Source organism: Plebeiibacterium marinum (genome assembly GCF_026013615.1).
GTDB lineage: Bacteria > Bacteroidota > Bacteroidia > Bacteroidales > Marinilabiliaceae > Saccharicrinis > Saccharicrinis marinus_A.
In genome coordinates, this window is record NZ_JAPDPI010000010.1 from 115,383 (window position 1) to 129,563 (window position 14,181).

Consider the following 14,181-nt stretch of genomic DNA (forward strand, 5'->3'; position numbering starts at 1 on the left):
AGCCCTTTATTTCAGCCCTTTCATCATCTTTTTAAGCCATGGGCTTATCAAAAACAATATAACCGCAGCAAAGGCTGTTTCTATAGCGATAAACCAAAATACGGGAACTTCTCTGCCCAAAGAGGCGCCAATACTGTGAGATATAGCCTTCATTTGTGAAGCAAACAGGTTACCGGCTGCTATGGATCCCATCCATACTCCCATCATGGTGGAGACAATTTTAACGGGGGAAAGCTTGGTAATCATGGAAAGCCCGATAGGCGACAGGCATAATTCCCCCCATGTATGAATTACAAATACAGTAATTAACCACATAGGGTTTATCAATACAGATCCTTTTTGAGTCAAGTCATTGGCATAAGCCATTACTACAAAACCCAAACTCAACAGCACAATACCCCATGCAAACTTGAGTGGCGTATTGGGATTAAGTTTTACAGCATCTAAACGAACCCACAACACACTAAATACAGGCGCAAAAACAACAATTGAAATAGCGCTCACCATTTGAAACCATGCAGTAGGAATAGTCCAGCCTCCAATAGTTCTGTCCAGGTTATCACGGGCAAAAAGGTTAAAAAGTCCGCCAGCCTGCTCATAACCGCTCCAAAAAACAATGTTAAACACCACCAGCACCAAAATGACCCCTACCCGGCTCCATTCTGTTTTACCTTTTGTATTTCGGATGATATCTTGCAATAAATAAAGAGCTCCCAAAATCAATACGCCATATACAAACACATTTCTTGTTGTGGCCGGAACTAACTTACCGAGTAAAACACCTCCAACTACCATTACTACAATGGCAACTACATAAACTAATACATCAATATTATCCTTTGCTGTTAGCTTACTCTTTTGTCCTTTATATTTGGGAGGCATCCCTGCCGTTCCCAATTCTGAACGCGACAGGTAAAACCACAGAAATCCAATGATCATTCCTAAAGCTGCAGCAAAGAAACCATATTGCCATTTTCCAAACAGATCATTTTCCACCAACCATCCTGTAACAAATGGCCCCAACATTGCCCCCACATTAATGCCCATATAAAAAATAGTAAAAGCTCCATCCCTACGTTGGTCATTTGCATCATACAACTCTCCCACAAGGGTGGAAATATTGGGCTTAAAAAAACCATTACCGAATATAAGAATACCCAGCCCCATATAAAACACATTTTCTTTTAAGCCTATATTGTGGCCCGAAACAATGGCTGAGTATGCCAGCAATACCTGACCAATAGCCATAGTCAACGCCCCTATGTATATGGTTTTACGTTGACCTAAAAACTTATCAGCCAAAATGCCACCTAAAATTGGGGTTATATAAACCAACGAAGTAAAAATACCGTATATTATCAAAGCAGAATCGGTATCCATTCCAAATCCACCACTTGCCAGGTTTCCTGTTAAAAAAACAATCAGCAATGCGCGCATCCCATAATAATTGAAACGCTCCCACATTTCTGTTGCAGAGAGCGTAAATAAAGCTTTAGGATGTCCTAAAAAAGTTTTTTCCTTTACCATTACAATTTATTTAGGATGCTAAAAATAGCAAATCATTTTTTTAGTAAAACAATTACCAAGCGGCAAATCAATAGTCCTTCAAGATCATGACCGCCATAGCCATTCAAATACTATTTTGTCAAATATCTTATCAACCTTTACGTTTTTGTTCTACTTCGCTAATTGTTTTCGGACAAAGTTTACCAAGTAATCTGGCGCCCTGAGGTGTTATCAGAAAATCTTCTTCATTTCTGATGCCACCAAAATTTTTAAACTTTACTATTTGTTCATAATTCAGGAAGTCTGAATATTTATTCTCAGCCTTCCACATATCAATCAGTTCTGGAATAAAATAAATGCCCGGTTCTATGGTTAATACATGCCCTGGCTGTAGTTTTTTTGCCAGGCGGAGCGATTTCAATCCAAACTGGGTACTTTTCTCTTCTCCATTGTAACCAACCCATTTTTCACCAAAGTTTTCCATATCATGTACATCTAACCCCATCATATGACCTAAACCACATGGGAAAAACAAGGCATGAGCACCCATAATCAAAGCCTCTTCGGTATCTCCTTTCATCAAACCAATGGCTTTCATATCTTCGATAATTGACCGACAGGCCTCAAGGTGAATATCGGCAAAAGGAATTCCGGGCTGAAGCAGGCTAATAGCCCTTTCGTGGGCATTGAGACTTATTTGGTATATTTCTTTCTGTTCCTCGGTAAAGGTTTGAGATACAGGAAACGTAGAAGACAAATCACCACAATAGCCCATAGCTGTCTGTGCACCTGCATCTACCAATATCATATCTCCCTGATTAATGATGTTGGAATGATTATGGTTGTGCAGGGTTTGACCATTTTTTGTGGCTATAATAGGAAATGCTATATCTCCTCCTGATGCCAGTGCCACTTTATGTATCTCGGCAGCAATCTGAGCCTCTGTCATACCTGGCCGTGCCATTTGCATAGCTGCCACATGCATGTCTACAGAAATATCCACTGCCTTTTCTATTTCAACAATTTCTTCTTCGCTTTTAATTTCGCGCAGGGCAACTACTGATTGAACCAAATGAACCGAAAACTTTTGCTGCAGCTGAGCAGGCGAAAAGCCTAATAATTCATTTAATTTCCACATATGATCGTGACGGTATGGCGGCAAGAAATGAATTTCCCTTCCTGATCCTTTAGCCTTTTCAATGTAGCTGACCAAATCCTTTAATGGCCTGACCTCCTCAATCCCCGATTTGGCAGCATATTCTGAAAGAACGGGCTGACTCCCCATCCACACTATCATATCCATGGTTAGATCATCCCCAAACAATATGTCTTTTCCTTCATCTACATCAAAAACGGTTATTAATGAAGGTACCTGAAGTCCCACGAAATACAAAAAAGTACTGTCCTGACGGAATGGATAAGTATTGTCCTCATAATTCATCGGACTTTCATTATTGCCCAACAACAGGATTATTCCACTCCCTACTTTATGCTTTAATGCCTTGCGGCGGTTTATATATACTTCTTTTTTAAACATATCTAAATTGTTTGACTTGATTTAAGTTAATAACCAAGTGCTATTATAAATGGCCCATCGTTAAATTTCGAGCAGATCCCTGCTGAACTTATTAAGCGGGTCACAACCTTTGTCGTGAATAAGAATGGAATCTTCCTCTCTCATTCCACCCCAACCAGGAATATAGAGTCCCGGTTCAATAGTTAAAACCATTCCCGACCTAAGCTCTTCGTTATTACCTTGTTTTATAAATGGTTCTTCATGAATCTGAAGACCAGTTCCATGTCCGATACCGGGATAAAAATATTCAAGATAATCCTTAGGTATGGCATTTCTAACAACCCTGTCTACTTCGGCAGTAGACCCACCGTTACGCAAAACGTCCAAAACCCCAAGGCCGGCTGTATTTACTATTTGATGTACTTTTTTCTGTTCTTCGGAAGCTTTTCCACACACAAAAACCCGGCTTATATCAGCATGGTAGCCTTTATACAACGCACCAAAGTCAAAAAGTATGGTATCGCCCTCCTTCAATTTCCTAGAGCCCGGCTTGCCATGCAAAAGAGAGGTTCGTTCGCCAAACAATATCATTGTTTCAAACGAAATATCATCTGCCCCACTTCTTTTTATGGCATACTCCAGTTCGGCAACCAGATCAAGTTCTGAAACACCAGGCTTTATAAACCCAACAATACTCTCCAATGATTCATCCGACAAAGAAGCCGCTTTACGAAGACAATCAATCTCCACCGCACTCTTCACTTGTCTGAATTCTTCCACCACACCATTACAATTCTGCAAAAGTACAGACTCTATCTTTTGAAGCTCTTCGTACTCACTAAAACTAAGGTTACCTCCTTCAAATCCTAATCTTTGCACCCTGCTTTGAGTACATAAGTACCAATATGTCAAGGCCTGGTATCTCTGGTCTTTTATCCAGGTAAAAACCTGAATACCCGTTCCGCACTCCTGTTCGGCTTGCTCACGGTATCTGCCATCCGTTATTAAATACGATCCATCAGGTGTAATAAGCAACCTGGATGAATCTCCTGTAAATCCAGTTAAATACCTAATATTTTCCTCTGAGCTTACAAAAAGAGCATCCAGGTTTAACTGTTCTAATTTATTTAGCACCTTATTCTGAATCAATTCCACGGATAATCAATATTTTTAAAATAAACAACCTTGCTTTATAATATATTAAAACTTACAATGTTGGCGGTACATCTGAAAATCGGCTATTTCCCTTAAGCGTCCTGAATTTAAGATTTTAATCTGCCGTCCATCCAGCTCTATCAAATTCTCATTTTCGAACGCCTTTAATACCCGTATAACCGATTCTGTTGCAGTACCAATATTGTTGGCTAGCTCTACCCTTGTTATCCTGATTTTTAAGGTATTATCAAAGTCAATCCCAAATTCATCTTTAAAATACAAAAGTATTTCAGCCGTTCTTTCCCTTACAGATTTTTGTGCAATTTCAGTCACCAAACAGTTGACCTCATTCAATTCCTTACACATCATCCGCATCATATACTGCCTGAATTTCCAATTTCTTTCAAACAGCTCCATCAACACAGCATATGGTATATTGCATACCTCGGCATCTTCAGTAACCTTAGCTGAAGTACATGCGATTTCATTGGTTAACAACGACCGGTATGCAATAACGTCACCTTTATGTGCAAATCTAAGAATTTGCTCTTTCCCAAGGCAACCCATCTTAAAAATCTTTACAACTCCTTTTAAGACACAGTATATGCCCGAATGCCTTTTCCCTTCATAATAAATAATCGTTCCTCGTTTAAACCTATATCGGGAACTATTTCTTTCCAATAGCATCTTTTCCTCATCTGTTAGTAGATTAAACAGCGAGATATCTGATAAAACAGGGTTTACTATGAAATTTTCGTATGACTTTCTTTCTACTTGACTAAGCACTTTACTTAAAATTATTCAAAAGACGATTCCTTTGATGGTTAATAGTAACATTACCTTTTAATAACTCTGGCACTAGATACTGGCCCTGCCCTATGTCCATCAAAAGGAACCAGCTTAACTGTAATTTTACCACCAGAAACGGTTAAGTTATCCGGTAAATCATAAACCTGGTTAAAAAACTGTCCTGAGTTTCTATTTGAAAGGTTCTCTGTGGCCAGTTTATGTCCGTTTACAAATACATCAAATGTACGTGATCCCGGTAAACCTCCATAATACTCTAACACCAATGCCATTGGCTGACCAGCATAAGTATTCATTTCAAACGAGAACCATCCGCCTCTGTCTGCCTCACGATATTTAATACGTTTCAATTCCTCAACCCAACACTTATGCTCTTTGAAGTTATGATCACGTTCCGGTTGCATTTCACCCATTTTAAAGTAATCAATGGTCATCTCCTGCATCTTTTTCAGCTGACGTTGTTTTTCAAGGTATTCAGCTTTTTGCTTGTCCCATTTCTCCTCAGTAAACAAGTCAAAGTATACGGAATACACTCTTTCATGAACCCCATAAAATGGTCGGAACAATACATCTTTTGGTCTGCCAATACCATCTGAAACAAAAGTATTTACTTTTCCATCCACCTTGTTCAGCCACTTCTCTGGATTTCTTTCCGGAGTCATAAGTACAGGCACATACAACAATTCATTAGATTCCGGATCGTTTTCAGGACCCAGGTCACCTGCCAATACTAAAGGACCATACATAACGGCCACTCTGTTTTTGTCATCAGGCATCGACTCCAGTCTTAAGTTGAAAGGGAAAGATATTTTCACTACATCTCCCGATTTCCATTCTCTTTTTATAGCGATAAAACTCTGTGGTTTTTCAGTGATTTTAACCGGTTTATCATTTACGGTAATAGAAATCCCCTTTTCTGACCAACCCGGATAGCGCACATTTAAGGCAAACTCAGCAGGTTTTTCACAATCGAATACCAAAGTTGATCCCTGCTCTTCAGGATATTTTGTTTTCTGTACGATTTTAACCCCTTTATCCTTCCAGTTAAGTTCTGAAGCAATATATTGTGCTACAAAAAGCTCTTCATTATTGTGATAGTATATATTTTTTCCATACTTGGCATGGTTTTCCATCCCGGTACCCACACAACAAGTAAACCATTGCGGATCCTGGTAAACTTTATATCCACCCATTTCTAACGAAAGATTATAAATAACCCTTCCATCCTTTGGGTGTTGAGAAGATAAAATATGGTTGAACAACGCTCTTTCATAATAATCGGCAACCTCAGCCTTAGCCTCCCATTGAAACAAATGCTTTGAAAGCTTTAACATGTTATACACATTACATGTTTCAGTTGTACCATCACTCAACCTGTCGCGAAGTGTATCTGGCTGTCCGAAATACTCATGATTACAGTTTCCTCCTGTAACATAAGAATGGTGATGAACAACCCTATCCCAAAAATATTCAGAAGCATCATAATCACTTACATCTCCGGTAAGCTCATATCTCCTTGCTGTTCCTACAAATTTAGGTATTTGTGTGTTGGCATGTGTTCCTGCCAAAATATCATTATGGTTTGCCAAAGAATCAATAATACACTTATGATGGAAAATCTTTGACATTTCAAGGTATTTACTATTATCGGTAAGCCCATATAATTCAGCAAGCACTTCGTTTATACCACCATGCTCGCAATGCAACATTTCCTGAATTTGCGCATCATTAAGGTCTTTAACAATGGTATACAACCAATCTGTAAATTTAGTAGCTACCTCAAGTGCCTTTTTGTTGCCACAAATTTTATAGGCATGAATTAAACCATCAAGCACTTTATGCTGGGTATAATAAGGAACCCATATTCCATTCAAATCAAACCCTTTTGCTCGTATATCCCCTTTTGCAACCTGCTCTTCCAGAATTTTCTCACCATTTTCAAAAGCCCCGACATACCCAAAATCATCAGCATTTTGACATTCGGCCAGCTCCTTTACAATATAGTCTGCCCTTTCTTTAAATACACTTTCACCTGATGTTTCGTACATCAAACAAATTGCAGTCAGGTAATGTCCCAAACTATGGCCGGCAATAGTATTATCTTCCCAACCATGATACTGTTCTGCCTTTGGTTCAAGACCTGCTTCTATGCGGAAGCGCGCTAAAAACCGGTCTGGCTCATAGTTTAACAACACTTTTTTATTAAGATCAGTGGCATGTTTAAATGGGCCATCCAACAGTTTAACATCTTTAATATCAAAAGTTACTGCCCTAAAAGGAATCACTTCCGACTCATGACCCTGTATCGTAGGTTTTTGTGTTGCTGACTGACACCCCTTTAATCCTATCATTGCAACTATAGCGATTATAAAAACACTGACAATTTTCATCTCTGTAAATTTTTTCTTCAACTTATTTTAATACCTGATATTCTGAACTTTATAGAAATAACTTTTCAGTTACACATTATTCACCTTTGTAATTATTGATTCCCGCATGACATGATGGTGATGTTTCAAATGCAGAAAAATATTTTGAAAGCAAATTGTATAAATCCGGATCATATTTTTTCATATCATCCCTGGTATTCACCCAATTGTGCTTTCCATCAGTTGTTTCCACTTCTGCATTAACATTAAACCAGTTTTGTACCCCCTCGGCCCAATATTCATAAATATTAGATTTAGCATAAGTATTCGCATACTTTCCTTCGGCAACGGCCTTATCCAACAATCGCTGAAGCTCTTTATCAAACTCCTTATCTATGGGAGCAATTCCAATAAGGTGGATACTGTGAGCAAATTCGTGGATGGTAATATCCTCAGCATGGTACTTATCAATCTGGTAACACAACAAATTTTCTTCTGCGCATGTAGACATAGGCAATTCCAAATCACCTCCTAAACCACGAGCCCTTAAATCCCAATTTAAGGTTGTATCACTTTCAAGGTGTGCATGTTCCGGAATATCGGTTGTTCCTTCATATCGGGCCATCACGCCTACGCGAGCACCTTCTTTTTGCATATTTTTAAGCACCTTTGCAGGCAAATCATTGGTCATAAAATATATAATCTCCCAGGCTTTTACCAAGGCTGAATCCGGCACCCTATGAGAACTAATCACCGGTATTCCATTGGCATCCATATATTTTTTATAAAATGGATCAAGTTTTAATTTTGCCGGAGGAGTGGTTATATCAGGAACATTTAAAGCACTTTCCTGAGCCAATACACCCATACTGCAAAATAATACAACTATTAAGACTGATACTACGTTTCTTTTTTTCATAACAACTTATGTATATGATGATTATTTACTATTTCTATCCGGAGACAATTGCTTATAAAAGCATTCCACAAAAAAGTCCCGTCGCTTCATTTCACCGTAATTACCTCCCAATGTATGGCCAACACCCGGTAAAACTACCAATTCAAAATCCTTACCTGCTTTAATCAGGGCATCTGCCAATTGCATGGTTGATGAAGGATCTACATTATCATCAAGTTCTCCCAGAATCAGCATTAAGTCTCCTTTAAGCCTATAGGCATTTTCTATATTTGAACACTCTTTATAATGGTCTCCATCAGGTAATCCCATCCATTGTTCATTCCACCACATTTTATCCATCCTATTATCGTGGCACCCACATGATGACACTGCAGCTTTATAAAACTCAGGATGAAACAATAAAGCAGCTGTTGAGTTTTGGCCACCAGCCGAACCGCCAAATATCCCCACACGTGTTGTATCCATAAAAGCATGCTTTTCGGCAGCAGCTTTTATCCATTTGATGCGATCAGGAAAACCCGCATCTTTTAAGTTTTTAAAACAAACATCATGAAATGCTTTTGAACGATATGAGGTACCCATTCCATCCATCTGTACCACAATGAAACCCAATTCTGCCAATCCTGAAAAAGCATAATTATAAGCCCTAAAACTTTTTTGCGAAAAGGCTGCCTGCGGACCGGCATATATATACTCTATAATCGGATATTTTTTATTCGGATCGAAATTAGTAGGGTAGTAAATATTTCCCCAAATATCTGTTTTCCCATCACGGGCTTTGGCTACAAACACTTCCGGAAAACGGAAGTCTTCTGCCAGTAAATCTTTAATATCGGTTTGTTCAAGATCCATAGACTTGCCTCCATCCAAAGTGTTTCTCAAAACACTTACCGGAGCAACATCAACCTTTGAATAGGTATCAGTAAACCATTTAAAATCCTGAGAGAAAACAGCATCATGATTCATTTCTTCCGGAGTAAGATCTGTTAACCCGGAACCATCAAATTTTACTTTGTAATAATGTACAAAATACGGATCCTCGTTTTTATTTTTACCACTACCTCTAAATATGATAGTCTGATCCTCTTCGTTGATGTATTCAACGCCCCTAACAACCCATTCTCCTTTAGTTATTTGGTTTATTACATTGCCGTTGGCCGCATCAATCAGGTAAAGATGATTCCATCCATCTCGTTCCGAAGCCCAAATAATTTTGGTATCATCCTGCGTGTCAAAACGATAATACTTTCCACTGTAATCAATAAAAGTATCCGATTGTTCATTTACTATAACTGAGTACCCGCCGGTTTTGGCATTTACTTTTACAACCTGATATACCTGATGCCCTCTTTGGTTAAACTCAAACGTGAAGTATTTGCTGTTGCTATTCCACTTAATCTTGTCTAAACTATATTGTTGGTCAAAGGCGGTACCGTCAATTTCTATTTGTTTTAAACCCTCAACATCAAACAAACACGGTTTGGCAATTGGCAAAGCATCACCCGGCTTTAAGTACTCGCGCTTTAATAACTTAGGTTCAAGCCTGTCGTTAGGCGATGATTCTATTAAATGAATATAGTGTTTCGTATTATTACGAATCCTGCGTGCTGCTATTTTCTTTGAATCGGGCGACCAAAACAATTCTCCTGAGTAAAATTCACCTAAGCAACCATCGTAGCTTAACTGATGCTCCTTACCTGTTTTAACATCCTTAACAAAAACATTATAGTCTTTTATATAGGCCAGATAACAAGAATCCGGAGCATAAAATGGCTCGAAGTCATAAGCTCCGTCGGTCCATCCCCAATGTTTATCCGGATGCCCCTTAACTTCACCCGTAGATTCAAATACATACTTTTTAAGGTCGCACTTATATTTGGTTCCTTCATACTCAAAATGCAATCCTTTTAAATCTTTAGAAACAGAAATATTCCGCAAGCTGTATTTCCTGATTTTTATTTCTTTACCAAGGAATTTCCCAAACTCAATTTCAAATTTTTCTGTATTAAACAAAGGCTTTACTCTCTGCTTATCTGCATCAACCAGTTTAAATTCAATCCCTTTGCGCAATTTTACTTCATACCAAAACAAATGGCTATCTTCAATCCAATGTACATTGGTCATGTTTCCATAAACCAAATCATTAAACCTGGATAAAGAATCTGCCCGTTCAAAATCAGCTTCTGATACTTGAGCAAATAAACAATACTGACTAAAAAACAGTAGAATAAAACCTAATATAATTTTCTTCATAATATCCGGATTGTTATCTTATAAATGCAATCGCACCATTAAAACTCCATGCGGAGGTATCGTTTTCTTTAATTTCTCATTAGTTTTCCCAACTTCCTTGTGCTCCCATAAATCATATACCTTATAAACGTTTTTACGAATACTCACATCTTTTACAAAATACATGGTTTGTTTGCTCCAGTCGTAATCAAGATTCCATTCAAAATTTGACCTGTTTAAAAAACAAACGGCCACTTCGCCATTACTCAGGGGTTTGGCCCAAATTTCATATTCGCCCATATCCATAAACTTACGGGCTTGCTCCCCCTTAACATCCTGGTTGACTCCTATAACATCATTATTGGTCAGTATCTCCTTTGTTGATGCATCCATTTCCCTGATGTCGTTTCCTGCCATAAGCGGAGCTGCCATCATAGCCCACATCGAGAAATGTGTTTTATACTCATCTACGGTCATGCCCCCGTTACCAACCTCAAGCATATCCGGGTCGTTCCAATGTCCGGGTCCGGCATATTTCCATAAATCCACTTGCTTATCAATAATATCCAACACACCTAAACCACCCCAATCAAAAGTACACTGGTAACAATCCCTGATATCAGCAGTTGTTCTCCATAAATGACCTACCTCTTTTCCCCATTTCCAGGGCTCACTTTCACCCCATTCACAAATAGAAAAAACAATAGGCCTTCCACACTCTTTTAATGCATCACTCATGGTTTTATAGGCTGCATGGGCATCCTGACCTTCATCATAACACCAGTCATACTTCAGATAGTCAACACCCCATGAAGCATAAGTGCGGGCATCCTGAAACTGATACCCCCTGCTACCAGGCCTGTCCTGGCAGGTTTTTGATCCTGCACAGGAATAAATACCAAACTTTAATCCCTGTGCATGTATATAATCAGCTAAAGCACTCATCCCGGAAGGGAAACGCTCGGGATCAGGAATAATATTACCTAATGAGTCGCGCCCCACTTGCCAGCAATCATCAATTACCACATATTCATAACCGGCATCCCTCATACCACTTTCCACCATGGCATCAACCATATCCTTTATCATGGTTTCGCTAACGTTACAGCCAAACTTATTCCAGCTGTTCCATCCCATAGGCGGCGTTAAAGCAAGTGAATCACCGCCTTGGCTCCATATTGAAACCGAGGTTAAAAGGGCAATTAATGTTGTTATAAAGTACTTCATCTTTTTCACCTTAATTTAGTTTCCATTCCAAAATACCGGCAGAAAAACCTTTCTGTATTTTTGCACTTAACCTGATGGCTTTTGTTTTCACCGGACTAAAAGAAACCTTGTTATATTGATTCAATTTTGATTCATATTCGGAGTGGTTTTTTACTTCAACCCACTCGCCCTTATTGTTTTTATAGGATAATTTATAAGACTCAGGAACACGGTAGTTAACATCATAATGGTCGAGGTGCAACCAGTAAACTGAAGATGAAGATACGGTTACTGGTTTTTTGAAGCTGTATTCAACCCATTCTTCTGAACCATCTTTAAGCCACCAATAAAAATATGACTTGTCGATATCCCCTGAATTTTCAGGATCGAATCCATCGTTAAGTCCAGGTGCCCAACCGGTAGAAGCAGCAACCTCTGCTTTTGCAGATATATCGGTGGTGTTTTTAACCGTGGCCGCCTCAGAAGTAATTGGTGTCCAAATCTTCATACTGGCAGTTCCACGGTTATTCCAGGCGAAATAGGGAATTGCCTTAAGCATAACGGCATCATCATCAACATTATTACCTTTTATTTTTTTATTTCCCGTCATGCTCAACGTTACTACGCCACCCAGTAAATCTTCCTCAAATTTTGCTTTTACATCAACATCCTGATGTACATATTTATCGAAAACACTTTCGTTACTATTATCCTTATCTTCAAAACAATATACTACAGGACCTCTTTGGAAAGCCATTTTATCTTTATCATAAAGCACCTTATCATGAGCTACAATTTTACGGGTTTCCATAGGCAGCTCAATGTCAATTTCGTCACCGCTTTTCCAATTACCCGATAGTACGGCATAACCATTTTCTTCTACAATTTCTACTTCCTTACGGTTTACTTTAATTGTATAAGTAGAATCATGCTGGTTAACAAAGTGATATAAATCGGATGGTAATACATTGTTTTTAACCCATCCAGGAATACGGATTTTAATTTTAAAGTCCTTTTTAACATTGCTTTGTACACTCAACTTAATTTTACCGCTCCATGGGTAGGTAGTATTTTGAGTTAAATTCAGAGTGTCGTTACCCATTGGTATAGAAGCTGTTCCTCCGGCAAATAAATTTACATATACGGCATCTTTTGCTTTTGCATATACATATCCTGGTACAGAGGCCATAAAGCGGGTAACATTTCCCGGACAACAAGCACAGCCAAACCAGGGTGCCCTATCGTGATTATGATCAGATTCCAACGGATTATCATAGAAAAAACGATCGCCGCTTAACGATACACCCGAAATCAACCCATTATATAATGTCCTTTCTAATACATCATAATATTTGGCAGCACCTTCATGCAAAAACAATCGGTAGTTCCAGTAAACATTTGATATAGAAGCACATGTTTCACAATAAGAAGTCATATTATTAAGCTCATAATTCGGACCAAATCCTTCACCCTGAGCTCTTTGCCCTATACCTCCGGTAATATATAGCTTTTTAGATACAATATTTTCCCAAACTCTTTTGCTTGCCTTCATTAACTCTTCATCGTGCAACAGAGAAGCCACATCGGTTATTCCTGAATACAGATAACCTAAACGAACGGCATGCCCTACAGCTTCTTCCTGATCAACCACAGGCATATGATCCTGACTGTATTCGCTCAACTCATGACCATCTGTACCCTTTCCGGTTTCATCAATAAAATAATGAGCCAGATCCAGATATTTTTTATCACCGGTAGCATGATATAACTTAACCAATGCCATTTCAATAATCGGGTGACCAGAAGGCACGTGCTTTTGTCCTTCGTTAGGACCAAACACTTTGTATATTAAATCAGCATTTTTAACAGCAATATTTAACAAACTGGTTTTTCCTGTTGCCTGGTAATGCGCTACGGCTGCTTCGTATAGGTGACCGCAATTATACAATTCGTGGCTATTCAAACGATCCCATCTACCTTCACCGTACCATCCCTTTAAACGGTCACATTTATTGGTAATACAGGTAAAAAGGTACCCATCATCTTCCTGAGCCTCACCAATTAAATAAATCAAGCTATCCAGATATTGATCCAATTCGGTATCCGGTTTCACAGCCAAAGCATATGAGGCACCTTCCAAAATCTTATATACATCTGTATCATCAAACGGAAAATCACCTTGATGTTCTTTATCTATGATTCCACCAGCTGCTGCAAAATTATCCATACGCCCTGTTTCTTCCGACTTTTTAAATGCCGAAGGAATAGAAACTGTTCTGTTCACTTCTATTTTTGGTGCCCAGAACGAATCGTTAAGATGAACATTGGTAAATGGTACCTGCTCTATAGTAACAGGCTCTACCTTATTATTTTTACATCCTGAAATAAGCAATATTCCAGATAACAATATTGTGCAAATTCTTACTTTCATAAGTACATTTTTTCTATTAATCATTACCCCATACATTTAA

The 14,181-nt window shown here is 38.6% G+C and carries 9 protein-coding genes; all 9 read right to left on the bottom strand.

Annotation, left to right across the window (positions count from 1 at the left end; genetic code table 11):
• Window positions 1-6 precede the first annotated feature (6 nt).
• The 9 genes from OM074_RS07025 to OM074_RS07065 all read right to left on the bottom strand — a co-directional run bounded on the left by OM074_RS07025 (window position 7) and on the right by OM074_RS07065 (window position 14,141).
• Window positions 7-1,527: a peptide MFS transporter gene (locus OM074_RS07025; protein WP_301198745.1), complete on the bottom strand. Its 1,521-nt coding sequence runs from the start codon at window positions 1,525-1,527 to the stop codon at window positions 7-9.
• Between the two features lie 130 nt (window positions 1,528-1,657).
• Complete coding sequence (locus tag OM074_RS07030; protein ID WP_301198746.1) at window positions 1,658-3,043, bottom strand: aminopeptidase P family protein; 1,386 nt, start codon at window positions 3,041-3,043, stop codon at window positions 1,658-1,660.
• Between the two features lie 60 nt (window positions 3,044-3,103).
• Window positions 3,104-4,177: a M24 family metallopeptidase gene (locus OM074_RS07035; RefSeq protein WP_301198747.1), complete on the bottom strand. Its 1,074-nt coding sequence runs from the start codon at window positions 4,175-4,177 to the stop codon at window positions 3,104-3,106.
• Window positions 4,178-4,222: 45 nt separating this feature from the next.
• The gene (locus tag OM074_RS07040; protein WP_301198748.1) at window positions 4,223-4,963 is read right to left on the bottom strand and encodes a Crp/Fnr family transcriptional regulator; all 741 of its coding nucleotides are present in this window, start codon (window positions 4,961-4,963) and stop codon (window positions 4,223-4,225) included.
• Window positions 4,964-5,013: 50 nt separating this feature from the next.
• Complete coding sequence (locus tag OM074_RS07045; RefSeq protein ID WP_301198749.1) at window positions 5,014-7,374, bottom strand: glycoside hydrolase family 127 protein; 2,361 nt, start codon at window positions 7,372-7,374, stop codon at window positions 5,014-5,016.
• 76 nt (window positions 7,375-7,450) lie between these two features.
• On the bottom strand, window positions 7,451-8,272 hold the full coding sequence (locus tag OM074_RS07050) for a M90 metallopeptidase family protein (RefSeq protein WP_301198750.1): 822 nt from the start codon (window positions 8,270-8,272) through the stop codon (window positions 7,451-7,453).
• A 21-nt stretch (window positions 8,273-8,293) separates the two neighbouring features.
• Window positions 8,294-10,525, bottom strand: coding sequence for a S9 family peptidase (locus OM074_RS07055; RefSeq protein WP_301198751.1), 2,232 nt, complete (start codon window positions 10,523-10,525; stop codon window positions 8,294-8,296).
• A gap of 18 nt (window positions 10,526-10,543) precedes the next feature.
• The gene (locus OM074_RS07060; RefSeq protein WP_301198752.1) at window positions 10,544-11,731 is read right to left on the bottom strand and encodes a glycoside hydrolase family 27 protein; all 1,188 of its coding nucleotides are present in this window, start codon (window positions 11,729-11,731) and stop codon (window positions 10,544-10,546) included.
• A 10-nt stretch (window positions 11,732-11,741) separates the two neighbouring features.
• Complete coding sequence (locus OM074_RS07065; protein ID WP_301198753.1) at window positions 11,742-14,141, bottom strand: glycoside hydrolase family 127 protein; 2,400 nt, start codon at window positions 14,139-14,141, stop codon at window positions 11,742-11,744.
• Window positions 14,142-14,181: the final 40 nt, after the last annotated feature.